Genomic DNA, 14,835 nt, shown 5'->3' with positions numbered 1-14,835 from the left:
ATGAGATGTTCATCTTACTGTACTTCTTCCGAATATAAGATGAGTGATCTAGTTACTAATTTAAAAAAGATTGGTCTTGAACCTCAACATTTTGATGATGTTTTATATATTCGGAAAGAGATAAATAAAGATTCTGATTTTATAGAGATATTTTTCTTTCCGTTTGGTTGTGTAACTATTTGGGGCGGCGATGAAATTCAAGAAAAAATAGTTTTAAGCGATACTGATTTAGTACCAGTAAATAAGCTTAAAGAGCCGGTATCCGATTATATTTATTTTGAATATAATACGGAAGTCAAGAAAACATTTATTGATGAAGAAAAAAATAAAATAATCTTAGCAGATAAATCAGTTTTTGTTAAACTTTCTATTTCCCATGCTCTTGCACAATCGGTTAAACTTAGTGTTCTTGAGCAATCTGTTAGTAACTTGATTGTTCAGACAACCCCTATACAACAGGAACTAGCTAGAACCGGTAGCGTATCGCTTTCTAAAAAGGAGATATTACAGCAAATAGGTATATTATTTAACGAGCGTTATTCAATCAGTTTGCATAGCGATATATTCGATACTCCAGAATTTTTTTGGCGTCGTCCGAGTTATGAGCCTCTATATCTCATGACAGCAGAGTTTCAAGACATAGAAATACGGCAAAATATAATGAATCATCGTCTTAATATGATTCACGAACTTTTAAACATTCTTTCAAACGATCTTAATTATAAACATTCCACCAAACTTGAGTGGATTATTATTATTTTAATCGGTCTTGAAGTGGTTCTGTCGTTATCTCATACTAATCTTTTCTTAAAAATTATCGGAGCTTTATAAATAGCTTCTATGCAAATTATCGATAATCAAAAAACATTAGAAGGATTTTGTAACCGGTTAGCAAATAAGGCATGCTTAAGCATAGATACGGAATTTGAGCGTCGCTATACTTATTATGCTCAGCTTAGTATAATTCAAGTTAAAGCAGAAGAATATTGCGGAATAATTGATGCATTAAGCAATTTAGATCTGAATATTTTTAATAAGCTGCTTGCAGATAATAATATTACTAAAATATTTCATGCTCCTCGTGAAGATTTAGAGATTTTCTATAATTTATTTAAAACACTACCTGCTAATGTTTTTGATATACAAATTGCAGCAAATATTTGCGGATTCGGTAAACAGCTAAGCTATGATGACCTTTGCTATAAGCTAATCGGTATTACTATCGATAAAACCCACCAAAAATCTAACTGGCTAAAACGCCCTATTACTAGTGATATGTTAAATTATGCAATGTTAGACGTGGAGTATTTGTATAAGATATATAAAGAGGTAAATAATATAATTGTTAGAAATAATTTAACTAATAAATATCAAACTACTCTTAGTGCTTTATTAGATGTTAGAAATTATAAGGTTGAGCCGAAAGATGCTTGGAAAAAAATAAAATATGGAAGTGATGATAAGAGTTTTAATCACAAAATTCAAATGCTTGCAGCTTATCGTGAAGAGAATGCACAAACTATAAATATTCCTCGTAAGCATTTTATTTTAGATGAAGATTTAATAAAGCTTAGTAAATACCCGCCATTGAATCACAAGGATTTTAAAAATCTAAATTTAAAAAGCAAATATTTACACAAACAAAAATATAAAGATGAAATAATAAGTTTGTGTAATAACTTATAAGAAAAAAGCTATAAATCAAATAATTTGTAGCCTATTATGAATAGAAAAAAATTAGCCCACTAATGTAACTTGTATCTCACTATCTTGTACTACTTTGACATATTCGTTGTATACATAATCAGGCAAGTTACTAAATGCCTGGGCTATGATAAGTGTCCCTACTCCTACTAATGCTAATTGAAAGCAAATATCTCCAGTCTGAGTATCGCCGGATATTTGTCCTGTTTCTAGCCAATCTTCAACTGCTTGTGCAAAAAAAGCAAAAGGTACACCGATCAATACGACAATTTTTTTATTATATCAACTATTTTACCCTAAGTTGATTTTTATAATAATATATAAATTAATATTTTTACAATAAAAAGTTAAGGTTATTATACCGAAATCATAAATTTAAGTTTACGATCATGAGATTCAATCAAAAAATTATCTATTAATTGTTCTTTTAAACAAACTCCGGCGGTTAATATATTTCGGTTATTATTAAGATATCGGTCAAAATGTCCTTGGCCGTATCCAAGTCTATAACCCTCCTTACTAAACGCAAGTCCTGGGATAATAACTAACTCAGGAATAAAAAAATCATTATTTATAGGTTCATAGGTTTTAAAAGTCCCTAAAGCCAATTGATCGTTATAATGATAAGAACAATATTTTATCTCATTTTTTATGATTTTCGGTAGGAAGAATCTTATTTCAGGATGTAAGTTTGTTATTTCAAGTAAGTTAATTTCGTATTTTAGAGGAAAGTAAAGTCCTACTGTCTTTACTTTTAACTCCTGTAATAACCGGCTAATTTTATTGATTAGAGAGTTTTTGACTAAATCGGAATTAATCTTATCTTGGTTTTTTATTAAAAATTCTTTGAAATAAAGACGCAGCTCTTGTTTGGTCATAAATATCCTTAAATTCGTCATTGCGAGCGACTGAAGGCCTTGTGGTATGGCTCGCTTCATCTCTGTCATCCCACGACTTGTTCGTGGGATCTAGTTAAAAATACTAATATTATTAGTATTTTGAGTGGTTTTACTGGATACCGTGGTCAAGCCACGGTATGACACCGAACTGGTTTTTCAAGCCATGCAACAACGCCACGACTGCAAGGAGCGTGGCAATCTCATAAAGCAGGACGCTTGAGATTGCTTCGTCAAAACTTACAGTTTTTCCTTGCAATGACGTAGAAATATATCACATATTAATAGTCCTCTTATCTACACTAAGTGCTGCCTCTTTTATAGCCTCGCTTAAAGTTGGGTGAGCGTGGCAGGTTCTTGCTATATCTTCTGAAGCTGCTCCGAATTCCATATAAGCCGTAAGCGCGGCAATTAATGTACCTGCATCAGCTCCTATAATATGAGCTCCTAAAACCCTATCGGTTTTACTATCGGCAAGGATCTTAACCATACCTTCCGTACTACCGATTGCTCTTGCTCTACTATTTGCTAAAAACGGAAACTTACCGACTTTATAATTAATGCCTTTTTCTTTTAGCTGTTCTTCCGTTTCACCGACGCTTGCTACTTCAGGATAAGTATATATTACGCTTGGAATTAAGTTATAGTTAACATGTCCTGCCTGCCCTGCCATAATTTCTACGGCAGCTACAGCCTCTTCCTCGGCTTTATGAGCAAGCATAGCTCCTTTTACCACATCACCGACTGCATAAATATTTGAAATTGCTGTTTGGAACCGGTCATTAATCTCAATACTACCTTGCTTATCCGTAATAATACCGACAGACTCAAGCCCTAGATTTTGCGTATAGGCTTTTCTGCCTACCGCCATCAACACAACATTGCTTGTTACTACTGAACTCTTACTGTCCTCCTCTATTGTCAGATTTACTTTTCCTGACTTTACTTCAGCAGATAGCACTTTAGTATTCAGTTTAAACTCTATACCTTGTTTTTGCTGTAGTTTCATAAATTGTGTAGCAATTTCTTTATCAAGCATAGGTACAATGCTCGGTGCATACTCAATAACCGTTACTTTAGCTCCCAAACGACGCCAAACTGAACCAAGTTCTAAGCCTATATACCCTCCGCCAACTACTATTAAGTTCTCAGGTACTTTAGAAAGTTTCAAAGCACCGGTAGATGAAACAATAAATTCTTCGTCTATTTTGATATTCGGTATTTCTATGACGCTGGAACCTGTAGTAATTAGGATATTTTTGGCTTTAATTTGCTCTTTATTTACTTCAACGATATTACTAGAGCTAATTTTAGCTTCACCTTTTATCCTAGTAACTTTGTTTTTGGCAAAGAGACTTTCTATACCTTGTGTGAGATCAAGAACTACTTTATCTTTATTAGCTAGCATTTTTTGTAAGTCTAGTTTTACATCCGCAATAATACCTATATTCTCAAAATGTTTTAGAGCTACTTCATATTTTTCGGAAGAATTCAGTAAAACTTTCGATGGTATGCATCCTATATTTAAACAAGTGCCGCCAAGAGTATCGCTTTTCTCAATACACGCTACTTTCATACCAAGTTGAGCAGCCCTAATACTGCCTGTATAACCGGCTGGACCGCTACCTATTACCACTAAATCAAATTCTTGCATATTTGTTTGACCTTAATAAATTGTTGGATCGTCATTGCAAGCAGCCATAGGCTGCGTGGCAATCTTGTCAAATATCCTGAGATTGCTTTGTCAATTACTTACATAATTTCCTCGCAATGATGTAATACTGCTAAAATACACCACTATCACCTTTATAACAACTTTAATCTTATACTATTCTTATTTGGTGAAGCAATAAAACTAATTAAATTAATATTATCTTCAAAGCCGTTTGTATAATTTTGTAGTAAAGAAAACATCTTTTTAGAAATAGCATAATTATGACTAGCATTTAGTGAATTTGCCTCACCTATATTTTTTATTTCTCTCATTAAAGCTAAAGGATTATCAAATTTTAGCTCTATATTTTCATAGTCAACAATTACTTCGGCAAATCTTGCTTGCGAAAATAAAATCGGAACATGATCAAAATGAATAAAAGGAGCAATATGAGGAGAGTGTTTAAAATCACTTGCTATTTCGGCATCTATTAAGGATTTACGTAAATTCTTTAAGCTATTTCCTCCGACAAAATTACCGATAAAAATACCGTCAGACTTTAAAAATATTCTTATATTAGATAAAAAGCGTTGTACATCATTTATCCAGTGTAACCCTAATGAATAAATAATTAAATCAAAAGAGTCTTTTGGCAATGCTAAATCTTCATCATCGATTAATAATTTATGATTATGCTCAAAAGAATCAAGCAATAAAGGCGACATATCTGTTACGGTAATATCGGCACTTCGATAAGCATTTGTTAGTAAGCTCGTAAGATAACCGCATTTAGCCGATATTTCTAGAATATCCGAAAAATCCTTATCAATCATCCCTAATCGACTTATTATATCATTAGCTGCATGCTTGATAAATAAACTGTTACTTATCGCCTCTACTGCATTATTTCGGTGATTTTTTAGCTTTAGTCTGTTGAATATATAATCCTCTCCTATCTTGAATTTTCTCTCCTAAAATTGTTGGTGGCGGTCGAGAAATAAAACCCCCTAAAAAATCTCCTAGCAAACTATTTTGAACAAGTTCTCTCTGTCTTGCAGTGCGAATATCATCCCCTTTAACTCTATCTAGCCCTTCAAAATTCTCCTGAATATCTACTAGGTTTCGTATTGTTATTAATTAGGTGATAAAGGTTCTAAACTCAACAGGCTTTTTGCTGTAGGATTTAAATCCGAAGTTAGATCAAAATGCTCTAAGTAGACAGGTTTTAGTTGTTTATCATTACTAGAAACTTTTTTTCTTTCTATCGCTGAAACATTGTTCTCGGTCTTATTAGATTCTCCTAGAGATTTATAACTACTTATACACAACAATACTAATATAAATTTCTTTAACATAAATAACCCTGTATATTAACAGTTAATATAAATTAAATAATATATGCATCAAGTACTGAAATAAATTAAGGGAATTATATACTTGTATAACCTATATTTTCTTTTTATTTACCCAAGATGTAAATTCAGACATACTAAACACTTCTATTAAATTACTGCCAACTTGATCCTTGAAACATTTCAAGGCTTCTTTTTTATATCCATTACCATCAATTATTATTATAGTATCATAAATTCCTTGTTTTTTTATGTTTAGCACAAGATAAGTATATTGTTCATCAACCGATCCTCCTGATTGTTGCCACTTAGATTCTATAACTAGGCAATTAGGGTGACGTTCTGGATGATATAATATAAAATCGCTATCTGAATTTGAAATAAAATATACACCTTTCTTATTTAATGCTCTGCATTTTTCATAAAGCTTAACCTGATCTGTCTCTGTAAAGCCAAGCTTTGTATATTTTGTAAATGAAGTATTATTAATAGGTTGATATGGCGGGTCTATATAAACGAAATCTTTAGGCTTAGGCGAAATATTGCTGAAATCCTGATATATTATTTCAGCATTTTGTAAAGCTTTACTACACGCAAGTATGTTATCCTTATCAAGAATATTAGGATTCATATAAGCTCCCATCGGGACGTTGCACTCTCCTTTGTGCTATTTACTCTATAAAGACCATTATAACAAGTCTTGTTAAGGTATATGAAACGTGTTGCTATCTCAATAGGGTTATCACTATTTGCGTTCTTTCTAACAGCATAGTAATAATCTTGAGAGTGATTAGCTTTATGCTTAGCTAACAGCTCAATTAATGCTCGAGCTTCATCCTTAACTACCTTGTATGAAATCTAAGTTTATATCTGATATAATAGCTTTGTCTGGAACGAGTGCAAAAAAAAGTGCTCCTCCTAAAGGCTCATAATGATTATTGTACTAGCAGGTAAGCGTAAGCACAACTCTTTGATAAGGCTTCTTTTTCCCCTGCCCATTTTATAAATTTTATAAATGGTTTAGGGATTTTGTCTCCTGCAATCTCTGGAGAATTAATTTTTAACGGAGCTTGACCTATCATTGCTAAAACCTCGTTAAAAGATAATTCTCCGTTTTTAGCTACTTTGAGTTTCATACCGACCTACCAAGGCTTTATAAAATAAATAATTACCTGTATTTAAAAGTATAGCATTAAACATATTGCTTACATTATAGTTTTTATGGTTGCACCTAAATACAAACTCGTTTAAATATCTCTCTATGTGTTTTTTTCTAATAGAATAAGAGTCCGACTATACCACGCTTAAACAACGCCCAAAAGCTTTCTATCGTGTTTGTGGACACAGACTCTCTTATATATTTACCTAAGTCGTGATTTATATATTCATGATTATATAACTTTTCTAATACCTTGTAAGCTCCCCATTCATCAGATAAAATAGTTGACCCTATTAGAATATTATTTATTGCAATTTTTTCTATGGTCTTTGAATTAACCTTTGTTATAACTTGAGCCTTAACGTTACCGTTTCTCTCTATCATGCCGATTACAACGGTTTTTGTCTTTGTGCTGCAACCTTGTGTACTTTTAGTTTTTTTATTTTGATGTTTGTTCTTTTCTTTACCACCAATATACGTCTCATCTATTTCTACAGTGCTTTTTAAAGGAATACTAAAACTTTCTAGTTTAGTCACTTCTCTAATCCTATGAAGCATAAACCATGCAGTTGTTTGGGTAACATTAATATCTCTTGAAAGCTGTAACGATGATAAACTTTTTTTTTGCGTAGTAACTTGCAAAACTGCTGTAAACCATTTCTTTAAAGAAATCTGACTATTTTCAAAAATTGTGCCAACTTTGATACTAAAACGCTTTTTACATGCCTAACATTTGTGATTCGTTCCATCCGCATAATGAAAAATCTTTTGGTTGCCGCAATACGGACAATAAGCTCCGTTAGCCCAACGTATATCAGTAAAATAATTATGCACTTTTGTTCAGTAGGTAATGTTTCGAATAAATCAACAACACTTTTAAAATCTAACACTTAACTACACTAACACAATTTTATATAAAATTATCGAAACAATTTAGGTTATACAAGATATATATTTGCCTTAATTAATTATTTCTAAAGATATTATCTTCGTATTTTTTTCTATAATATATTTTGTAATTCTCATTTCTTATATCATTAAACCATTGGTCTTGTTGTTTTTTAATATAATAATTTAGGGAATTAGATTTACTTTTACTAGTTTGAAAATTATCTTCACAAAATTTTAAAAAACCTGATATTAAAGTTTCTACTCCATTAGTCTCAGATTTTTTCTCAAGAAATTGCATAGAAAAATTAGTAGGATTATTATGTTTTAAATAAAATTGTTTATATTTCTCACGAATTTTATTTTCTTTTTTTATTTGTTGTTCTGAAAAAGATAATTTTTCCTCTAATAATTTATGAATTTCGGTACAATCGCTCCAAGGTAATTCTATTATTAATTGCTCTTCCTGATATTCAAAATTATCTTGAATACTGTTAAAATCGGCATTTACTTTTACCGCACTTACTAATATTAAAAAACATGTAATTAATTTAATATTCATAGCATTAATTAATTTTAGCAGGAACCTGTATCATAATACTACTTCTGTATCTTTTATTACCACTAAAAAGTGATTTTTTTTGAACTTTGTTATTATTTACTGGAATTGTATCTTCTAAAGCCCCTTCATTATTATTTAGATAACTATGTAAGGATGCTTTATAAAGAGCCATATTACTTGCTATTTTAACTACATCTTGTTTATATTTAAACCCTAAAGAATGTGTAGCGGAATGATAATGAGCTATCGCCTTGTGCCAGCTCCCTAGCTGATCATATTTTGAACGCAAAAATTCTGCACTGTAACGAATGTTATTATTTGGATCAAATGCCTGTTCAAGGGAATTAAAAGCCCCTAAATGATGCCTTAAGTTAATCTGCATGCATCCGACATCAATACTCTCTCGCCCTTTTATAAGCTCTACTCTAACAAAACTTACGGCTTCTCTTTTTGTGTTAAAATAATAGCCTTTTCCTTCAACATTTACTGTCCAAGGCCATACTACTCTAATTTTACGGGTTGTATGTTTTTTTCCCGATTCTTTTAAAGCTATTGAATGTAACGTATTAGATGGGATATTAAATTTTTTTTCAAAGTAAGGAAAAAGTTTTGAACATTTAAAGGATTCAGCTATTTCAGGATCGGCAATAGCCGGATTAGAGAAGAGGATAAAGGATAATAATAGGAGTAGTATGGTTTTAACGTCATTGAGAGGAAAATTACGGAGTAATTGACGAAGCAGTCCAGTAAAAAATTCTGATTTACAGAATTTTTGTATTGTTTTGCTGGATTGCCACGCTCCTTGTAGTCGCTCGCAATAACAATTTTGGCATAATTCCCAAACCATACCGACAACGCTAAAATAACTTGAGTTACAATAAGATAAACTAGCCTACCATAACTTATCTTATGAAGCAAGGGAAGTTATAGCATTTAAGAGGTAAGGATTTAATATAAATCCCAAGCAGCATCATTAGTGTTTTGAGGATTACCTAATATATCGGGTACCATATCCAACAAATTATTAATATCGCCTCCTGTCGCTTGCAAAAGATTACTTACTTGTGTTACAAAGTCTTCAGCAGTGCTACCTTGAGCATCTTGAGGATTAGTAGTCCCATCTAAAACTTGAACTCCGGCATTAATTAATGTTACTAAATCCTTAAGCTTGCATACCTAAAATAGTATCTTCTGTACCGCTCTCTCCTCTATTAGAACTAGTAGAAGGTTGTATATGTGGTATTTCCTCTCTGTTAGCGTGAGCAGTTGCTTGATGAACCAAAGCTGCAAGTTGTTGATCGTTAAGATTATTTTGTTCCTTTGACATTTCTGGAGATATAGTAGAATCATCCTCAGATAGATCAATTAGATCTTTTTCTTGCAATATAGAGCTTGTATCCACACTATAGCTTAAAGCTTAACATTGAAAAATCATCATCTTTAATTACGCTTTCATACCATTTTTTATGTTCGTTAGCTGCATGTTTTGCATTTTCATTATTTTTATAATTATTTGGAATAGCGTATAAGCCGTATTCTCCTTTATCTGCTTCGTCTATTATGATTTTAGCTATCTTCAGTTCATCTATACTTAAGTCAATATTTTGTTTCACTTTGTTTAAAAGAAGTTTCAGTATCTGATCGCCTTGTGCTGCCCCTTTATTATTTTCCCAGCCTCTTATTAAACTACAATAATCTATACCTGATGTTTTAGCATGCTCTAATACTGCTTTTATAGCTTTCCATTGATTATTAGCTTTTTCATTTTCACCTTGCTGCTCATCTTTAATAGCATTCTCAGCCCATTTAGCAAGTTGAGCATATGATGCTAGCTCCCCTACTGCATTAAATATGGATACATGTTTACCTGGATAATCTATAATCTACTGTAATTATTTCAGATAGATCAAATTTTGGAACTAATTTCGGTAATTCAACAAGAAATTCATCATAATATGGTTTGTTTAAACTCCATTCTCTTCCATTTTGCTTGATTTCATTTATAGTTTCTTGAGTAAAGTTATATAATGAATATTTATTCATAATTTGATCCCTTTGTAATTATTGGTTAAATTTATAGTTAAAAACCACGAAACATGGTATTTTTAAATACTTAAAATTGTTAGGTCCTGTACACTTTTGATTAATGATTATAATTTTGAGATATTTTTTAGCAAAAATTAATAAGATTTTTGCAGAAATAGTTATTCATATTTCAAAAAAATCTTATAATTTGCAACTAAAAATGGCCATAATTATGATTATTCTATTACAAGAGTACAGAACCTAATTGACTGATTAAATAAAAATGTTTATTATCAATCCAAATTAAATGTAAAAGTATATTTTATGAAAGTTGTTAGCTCATTAAAATCGTTAAAAAAACGTGATAAAGATTGTCAGATCGTTAAACGAAGAGGCAAAATTTTTGTAATAAATAAAAAGAATAAAAGATTTAAAGCAAAACAAGGTTAATTAATCGTTTTTGGAGAAAAAAATATACTCGATGAACTTGAAAAATTAGCTACGTCGTCTTTGTAAGTCCTCGGATGCTGAGTGTTTATTATATGCTCCGCTCCTCGGTTTGCAGACTCCTTGCTCTTTTTCCAGTTGATCTTCGTATATTACTTTTCATTTTACTTCAGAGTATATAATACTACTTTTGAAAGAAAAGAAATAAATATGGCCGGTCATTCAAAGTTCAAAAATATTCAGCATCGTAAAGGGGCTCAAGATAAAAAAAGAGCAAAAGTTTTCACTAAATTAATTCGTGAAATAGTTACTGCAGCTAAAACCGGTTCTTCTAATAACCCTGAAAATAATCCACGTCTTAGAAATGCTTTAACCGCTGCACGTAGTCAAAATCTCCCTAAAGAAAGAATAGATAAAGCTATTAATAGTGCTAATGATTCTTCTAATAACGAAAATTATACGGAAATTAGATATGAAGGTTATGCACCGAATGGTATTGCTATAATAGTTGAAGCTTTAACCGATAATAAAAACCGCACTGCTGCAGAAGTACGCTCTAGTTTTACTAAATATGGTGGGAGTTTAGGCGAAACCGGTAGTGTCAATTATTTATTCAACCATTGCGGAGTTATTCAGTATCCAATAAATATAGCATCTAATAAAGATATTTTAGAGGCAGTCATAGAAGCCGGGGGGCATGATATTATATCCGATGATACCACCCATACAATCTATACGGATATTGAAAATTTCTCTAAAGTTCTAGAATTTTTAACTGGCAAATACGGCATACCTGAAGATTCGTATATAGGCTGGATCCCATTAAATACAATAATTATAGATGATAAGGAAAAAGCCGAAAAATTACTAAAGCTTGTGGAAGTTTTAGAAGAAAGCGATGATGTGCAAAGAGTTTTTGGGAATTATGAGTTATCTGATGATGTTTACGAAATAATACAAGGAGAACCATGACTTATAACGATGCAAATTATCAAATAATTATTTTAGCAGCCGGTAAAGGTACTAGAATGGAGTCCGATTTACCGAAAGTAATGCATAAAGTCGGTGGAGTTCCAATGCTTGAAACGGTATTAAAGAATTCGCTTAACGTTACAAATGATGTAATTATAGTGTATTCAGAAGAACTTAAAAAACATTTAACGCCCTATGCAAATATGTGTCGCTTTGTACTGCAAGAAGAACCTAAAGGCACAGCTCATGCTACTTATGCAGCAATAGATTTAATTAATAAAAATAAAATAATATTAGTTTTATACGCTGATCATCCTCTTATTACTCCAAAACTTATGCATGAATTAATAGCTTATTTAAGCCTTACTAATTCTGCATTAGTGACTTTAAGCTTTGAGAGAGCAAATCCGGTTCAATATGGGAGAATAGCTACTGATAAAAATGGTGAATTTTTAGAGATAATCGAACACAAAAATGCAAGCGCAGAAGAGAAAAACATAAAGCTTTGTAATTCAGGTATTATGGCTTTCAGTAGCGAAATTTTAAATAAATACTTACCTTTATTTGCTACTAATACTAACGGTCATAAGGAAGTTTATTTAACTGAAATAGTAAAAATATGTAAAAATCACGGTGAAAAAGTTTCATATTTATTATCTACTGATCATGATTTAATTGTTGGTGTTAATACTAAAAATGAGCTAGAAGAAGCTAATAATATTTTTGCTCAGAATAAGTCTTAGCTTTGTCGTATGGATACCCGAGTCATCATTGCAAGCGACTAAGGGCTTTGTGGCATAGATTGTTTTATGTCATTCCGGCGAGAAACCGGGAATCCAGTAAAACCTATAAAAAACTTGTTTTTATAGGTTTATTTTTTGGGATCCTCGCTTCCGCTGGGATGATATCGAGTAGGCTTTTTACTCTATGCAACACATCAATACCTTGTGAGAATGACATAGGAAGCCATACAGGCGATGCTAAAAATTTGGGAGAGATGGCCGAGTGGTTTAAGGCGCACGCCTGGAAAGCGTGTTCACGGCAACGTGTCGGGGGTTCGAATCCCCCTCTCTCCGCCAGCTCAGTTTATGGTATACTCACCTATAGTACCGGACATTTTCGTTCTATATCATTTCCGCGTGGCCTTGTTGCGTGAATCAATTTCACCTCTGTCATCCCGTGGCTTGACCACGGGATCCAGTTAAAAATACTAAAATTATTAGTATTTTTTATTGTTTTTTGGACCCCGTGGTTAAGCCACGGGGTGACACAGTGGGTTTTACCGGTTCACGCAATGACCAAAAAATTATTTACAAATTAATATGATCATAATACCAATATTAAGCATTTTTGGGTTTTCATCTTTTTTTGCCAAATATTTCAAAACAAAATTGACTTTCGCTATTCCCATAACAATCAGCATATTAGTACCGATTTTATATTGTTTTGCTATGTTAAAGCTATTACCGGCTGCAACATATATATATTATTTCATCGGTATATTTTTAGCTTTCATATCATTCCTGCATTTTATAGGCGTTGTTGTAGGGGGTGGCTCCGCTCCTGCTATCCCGCGACTTGATCGCGGGATCCAGTTAAAAATGTTTAGTATTTTTAAGTTATATTTTTGGATACCGTGGTCAAGCCACGGTATGACACCGCACGCATTTCTTGATCTACGCAATAATACCTCCTTCATGTCATTTCTGTGGAAGCAGGAATCTAGAAAAAATATAATTGAAATCATTGTATTTACTTTATTGATTCTTTTGTTTTTTCTTTATACCAGAGATGCATCGCTGCATTCTTATGATGATTTCTCACATTGGGGAATATTTACTAAAGAATTGTTATATTTCGGTGTTTTTGAAAATCAGTCTTCGTTAACTTCCATTATTACTACTCATGCCCATTATCCAAGAGGAGCTGCCGTTTATCATTATTTTATGCTGCTACTTTCAGGTTATTCGGACGGTAACGTATTATTTGCTCATTTCTTATTACATTTAGCATTTCTAGCTCCTTTAGCCGCAAATAAGAAATTGTGGCAAACCGGAATGTTGTTTTCACTTTTACTTTGCGACGTAGTATTATATACGACCGGAATTCGTTCAATATATAACGATAGTACTATTGGCTTAATGTTCGGAGCTATTTTTGCAATTTATATCCTTGCGGAAGACAAGAAAAAAGCATTATTGCTTATTTTACCTATTACGATATTACTTGCCTCTTTCCGAGAAATTGGAACATGGCTTGCTAGTTTTGCTTCGATAATTCTTATAGCTCATTATACAATTTTTTATAAAAAGCCTAAAAAATCAAGTGATTATATTACGTATCTGATTTTACTTACTTTACCTATTTTGTGTAATTTTATTTGGATGAGTTATTTTAAAAACACCCATGATTTTTTTGATAGATGCGAACATAGTTTTAGCAATTTAGTATATATTGCTGAAAATTTTAATGAACAGCATAGATCATTATTACTAAATTACGGTAAATTTCTCTTGTTATTCTTATTAAAAGAAGGAAGTTTAGTTGTATATACTATTTGTATAGCTGCATGGTACGGAATTCGTAAATATAAACCGGATTTGCTGAAAGAATATAAATTTTTCCTGATAAGTACGTTTGCGTGTTTTATAATTTTTGCTTTGTGGCGGTTATATTTATATTTCTTTAACTTTAGTTATGAAGAGGCAATTAGAGGGGCATCATTACTTAGATATCTTGGATGTTATGTTATAGCTATCGGAATGATTGCAGCTTCGTATGTTAAAAATAGTATTTTCTTACACAAGCAAAGTAATAAAGAGTTATTTATATTCCTTCTGCTTCTTGCTGTTTCTACGTTTTCCGTAGTAAAAAATATACTAAGAATCAAACACTTAAACTTAGAACAAAAGAATTTTATCCAGCAAACAACAGAAGTTAAAAAGCTATTGGAGCAAGGCAATAAAATTGAATTTAACTTTAGCGGTAAGAAAGATAATTTACAATGTTATATATTAAATTATAATCTAGTACCGTATTTAGGTAAGAAATCCTTACAAGAATGCATAAAAGCTTCTAAAGAAGCGATTATAGAAACAAAGGAAGAAGCGGTATACGCTCCTTTTAAATAGCGTTGAGGATTTGTTGCACAGCTCCTATGTCATTCCTGTGTGGCC

General features: G+C 32.0%; 20 protein-coding genes, 1 tRNA gene and 2 pseudogenes. 7 read left to right on the top strand and 16 right to left on the bottom strand.

The window, feature by feature from the left end:
* Positions 1-39 precede the first annotated feature (39 nt).
* Together RC_RS03495 and RC_RS03490 are read left to right on the top strand one after the other, a co-directional pair.
* On the top strand, positions 40-831 hold the full coding sequence (locus tag RC_RS03495) for an RMD1 family protein (protein ID WP_014410794.1): 792 nt from the start codon (positions 40-42) through the stop codon (positions 829-831).
* A 9-nt stretch (positions 832-840) separates the two neighbouring features.
* The gene (locus RC_RS03490) at positions 841-1,686 is read left to right on the top strand and encodes a ribonuclease D (protein ID WP_010977317.1); all 846 of its coding nucleotides are present in this window, start codon (positions 841-843) and stop codon (positions 1,684-1,686) included.
* A 51-nt stretch (positions 1,687-1,737) separates the two neighbouring features.
* On the opposite strand, the gene RC_RS03485 is transcribed toward RC_RS03490, so the two are convergent.
* The 15 genes and pseudogenes from RC_RS03485 to RC_RS11025 form a co-directional block, all read right to left on the bottom strand.
* The gene (locus RC_RS03485) at positions 1,738-1,965 is read right to left on the bottom strand and encodes a hypothetical protein (RefSeq protein WP_010977316.1); all 228 of its coding nucleotides are present in this window, start codon (positions 1,963-1,965) and stop codon (positions 1,738-1,740) included.
* A 95-nt stretch (positions 1,966-2,060) separates the two neighbouring features.
* The gene (locus RC_RS03480; protein WP_016830790.1) at positions 2,061-2,582 is read right to left on the bottom strand and encodes a 5-formyltetrahydrofolate cyclo-ligase; all 522 of its coding nucleotides are present in this window, start codon (positions 2,580-2,582) and stop codon (positions 2,061-2,063) included.
* Between the two features lie 292 nt (positions 2,583-2,874).
* Entirely contained in the window at positions 2,875-4,254 is a 1,380-nt protein-coding gene (lpdA, locus tag RC_RS03475) for a dihydrolipoyl dehydrogenase (protein ID WP_010977314.1), read from the bottom strand.
* Between the two features lie 152 nt (positions 4,255-4,406).
* Positions 4,407-5,126: a methyltransferase domain-containing protein gene (locus RC_RS03470; protein WP_267878460.1), complete on the bottom strand. Its 720-nt coding sequence runs from the start codon at positions 5,124-5,126 to the stop codon at positions 4,407-4,409.
* A gap of 31 nt (positions 5,127-5,157) precedes the next feature.
* Positions 5,158-5,609: pseudogene (locus RC_RS03465) on the bottom strand (hypothetical protein).
* 91 nt (positions 5,610-5,700) lie between these two features.
* The gene (locus RC_RS03460) at positions 5,701-6,249 is read right to left on the bottom strand and encodes a DNA adenine methylase (protein ID WP_010977311.1); all 549 of its coding nucleotides are present in this window, start codon (positions 6,247-6,249) and stop codon (positions 5,701-5,703) included.
* Complete coding sequence (locus RC_RS10795) at positions 6,234-6,419, bottom strand: DNA adenine methylase (RefSeq protein WP_267878459.1); 186 nt, start codon at positions 6,417-6,419, stop codon at positions 6,234-6,236. The genes RC_RS03460 and RC_RS10795 overlap by 16 nt, the downstream gene beginning before the upstream one ends.
* A gap of 122 nt (positions 6,420-6,541) precedes the next feature.
* Positions 6,542-6,742 (bottom strand): hypothetical protein, encoded by a 201-nt coding sequence (locus tag RC_RS03455; protein ID WP_010977310.1) that lies wholly within the window; start codon positions 6,740-6,742, stop codon positions 6,542-6,544.
* 137 nt (positions 6,743-6,879) lie between these two features.
* On the bottom strand, positions 6,880-7,407 hold the full coding sequence (locus RC_RS08480) for an IS1595 family transposase (RefSeq protein ID WP_010977309.1): 528 nt from the start codon (positions 7,405-7,407) through the stop codon (positions 6,880-6,882).
* Positions 7,408-7,491: 84 nt separating this feature from the next.
* Positions 7,492-7,599 carry a transposase gene (locus tag RC_RS11230; RefSeq protein WP_100206898.1) on the bottom strand — a complete coding sequence of 36 codons (108 nt, stop codon included), beginning with the start codon at positions 7,597-7,599 and terminating at the stop codon, positions 7,492-7,494.
* Between the two features lie 130 nt (positions 7,600-7,729).
* On the bottom strand, positions 7,730-8,215 hold the full coding sequence (locus RC_RS03445) for a DUF2532 domain-containing protein (protein ID WP_010977308.1): 486 nt from the start codon (positions 8,213-8,215) through the stop codon (positions 7,730-7,732).
* A 4-nt stretch (positions 8,216-8,219) separates the two neighbouring features.
* Positions 8,220-9,062, bottom strand: a complete 843-nt coding sequence (locus RC_RS03440) for a lytic transglycosylase domain-containing protein (RefSeq protein ID WP_010977307.1) — start codon at positions 9,060-9,062, stop codon at positions 8,220-8,222.
* Positions 9,063-9,163: 101 nt separating this feature from the next.
* Positions 9,164-9,617 (bottom strand): annotated as a pseudogene (locus tag RC_RS11030) (hypothetical protein).
* Between the two features lies 1 nt (position 9,618).
* Positions 9,619-9,828 carry a hypothetical protein gene (locus RC_RS03430; RefSeq protein WP_004998229.1) on the bottom strand — a complete coding sequence of 70 codons (210 nt, stop codon included), beginning with the start codon at positions 9,826-9,828 and terminating at the stop codon, positions 9,619-9,621.
* A gap of 250 nt (positions 9,829-10,078) precedes the next feature.
* Positions 10,079-10,258, bottom strand: a complete 180-nt coding sequence (locus RC_RS11025) for a hypothetical protein (protein ID WP_010977305.1) — start codon at positions 10,256-10,258, stop codon at positions 10,079-10,081.
* A 306-nt stretch (positions 10,259-10,564) separates the two neighbouring features.
* On the opposite strand from RC_RS11025, the gene ykgO reads away from it, so the two are divergent.
* The 4 genes from ykgO (at position 10,565) to RC_RS03405 (ending at position 12,738) form a co-directional block, all read left to right on the top strand.
* Positions 10,565-10,690 (top strand): type B 50S ribosomal protein L36, encoded by a 126-nt coding sequence (gene ykgO, locus RC_RS03420; protein ID WP_004998227.1) that lies wholly within the window; start codon positions 10,565-10,567, stop codon positions 10,688-10,690.
* Between the two features lie 207 nt (positions 10,691-10,897).
* Positions 10,898-11,659: a YebC/PmpR family DNA-binding transcriptional regulator gene (locus RC_RS03415; protein WP_010977304.1), complete on the top strand. Its 762-nt coding sequence runs from the start codon at positions 10,898-10,900 to the stop codon at positions 11,657-11,659.
* On the top strand, positions 11,656-12,402 hold the full coding sequence (locus tag RC_RS03410; protein WP_010977303.1) for a sugar phosphate nucleotidyltransferase: 747 nt from the start codon (positions 11,656-11,658) through the stop codon (positions 12,400-12,402). The genes RC_RS03415 and RC_RS03410 overlap by 4 nt, the downstream gene beginning before the upstream one ends.
* A 248-nt stretch (positions 12,403-12,650) precedes the next feature.
* Positions 12,651-12,738: transfer RNA gene (locus RC_RS03405), tRNA-Ser, on the top strand.
* 227 nt (positions 12,739-12,965) lie between these two features.
* Here the strand turns inward: RC_RS03405 and RC_RS11020 are convergent.
* The gene (locus tag RC_RS11020; RefSeq protein ID WP_014273508.1) at positions 12,966-13,082 is read right to left on the bottom strand and encodes a hypothetical protein; all 117 of its coding nucleotides are present in this window, start codon (positions 13,080-13,082) and stop codon (positions 12,966-12,968) included.
* A gap of 28 nt (positions 13,083-13,110) precedes the next feature.
* Here RC_RS11020 and RC_RS03400 point away from each other — a divergent pair, with 28 nt between their 5' ends.
* The gene (locus RC_RS03400) at positions 13,111-14,790 is read left to right on the top strand and encodes a hypothetical protein (protein WP_324602837.1); all 1,680 of its coding nucleotides are present in this window, start codon (positions 13,111-13,113) and stop codon (positions 14,788-14,790) included.
* Positions 14,791-14,835 lie beyond the last annotated feature (45 nt).

Source organism: Rickettsia conorii str. Malish 7 (genome assembly GCF_000007025.1).
GTDB lineage: Bacteria > Pseudomonadota > Alphaproteobacteria > Rickettsiales > Rickettsiaceae > Rickettsia > Rickettsia rickettsii.
The sequence above is the reverse complement of the archived record's forward strand: the minus strand, read 5'-3'. Positions and strand labels throughout refer to the sequence as shown.

Bases quoted from the DNA above. Each gene is read 5' to 3' on its own strand.
- RC_RS03455 (WP_010977310.1), bottom strand. From the start codon at position 6,742: ATGAAACTCAAAGTAGCTAAAAACGGAGAATTATCTTTTAACGAGGTT.
- RC_RS03480 (WP_016830790.1), bottom strand. From the start codon at position 2,582: ATGACCAAACAAGAGCTGCGTCTTTATTTCAAAGAATTTTTAATAAAA.
- RC_RS03415 (WP_010977304.1), top strand. From the start codon at position 10,898: ATGGCCGGTCATTCAAAGTTCAAAAATATTCAGCATCGTAAAGGGGCT.
- RC_RS03495 (WP_014410794.1), top strand. From the start codon at position 40: ATGAGTGATCTAGTTACTAATTTAAAAAAGATTGGTCTTGAACCTCAA.
- RC_RS03440 (WP_010977307.1), bottom strand. From the start codon at position 9,062: ATGGTTTGGGAATTATGCCAAAATTGTTATTGCGAGCGACTACAAGGA.
- lpdA (WP_010977314.1), bottom strand. From the start codon at position 4,254: ATGCAAGAATTTGATTTAGTGGTAATAGGTAGCGGTCCAGCCGGTTAT.
- RC_RS03490 (WP_010977317.1), top strand. From the start codon at position 841: ATGCAAATTATCGATAATCAAAAAACATTAGAAGGATTTTGTAACCGG.
- RC_RS03410 (WP_010977303.1), top strand. From the start codon at position 11,656: ATGACTTATAACGATGCAAATTATCAAATAATTATTTTAGCAGCCGGT.
- RC_RS11025 (WP_010977305.1), bottom strand. From the start codon at position 10,258: ATGAATAAATATTCATTATATAACTTTACTCAAGAAACTATAAATGAA.
- RC_RS11020 (WP_014273508.1), bottom strand. From the start codon at position 13,082: ATGCTGATTGTTATGGGAATAGCGAAAGTCAATTTTGTTTTGAAATAT.
- RC_RS03445 (WP_010977308.1), bottom strand. From the start codon at position 8,215: ATGAATATTAAATTAATTACATGTTTTTTAATATTAGTAAGTGCGGTA.
- ykgO (WP_004998227.1), top strand. From the start codon at position 10,565: ATGAAAGTTGTTAGCTCATTAAAATCGTTAAAAAAACGTGATAAAGAT.
- RC_RS03460 (WP_010977311.1), bottom strand. From the start codon at position 6,249: ATGGGAGCTTATATGAATCCTAATATTCTTGATAAGGATAACATACTT.
- RC_RS03400 (WP_324602837.1), top strand. From the start codon at position 13,111: ATGTTAAAGCTATTACCGGCTGCAACATATATATATTATTTCATCGGT.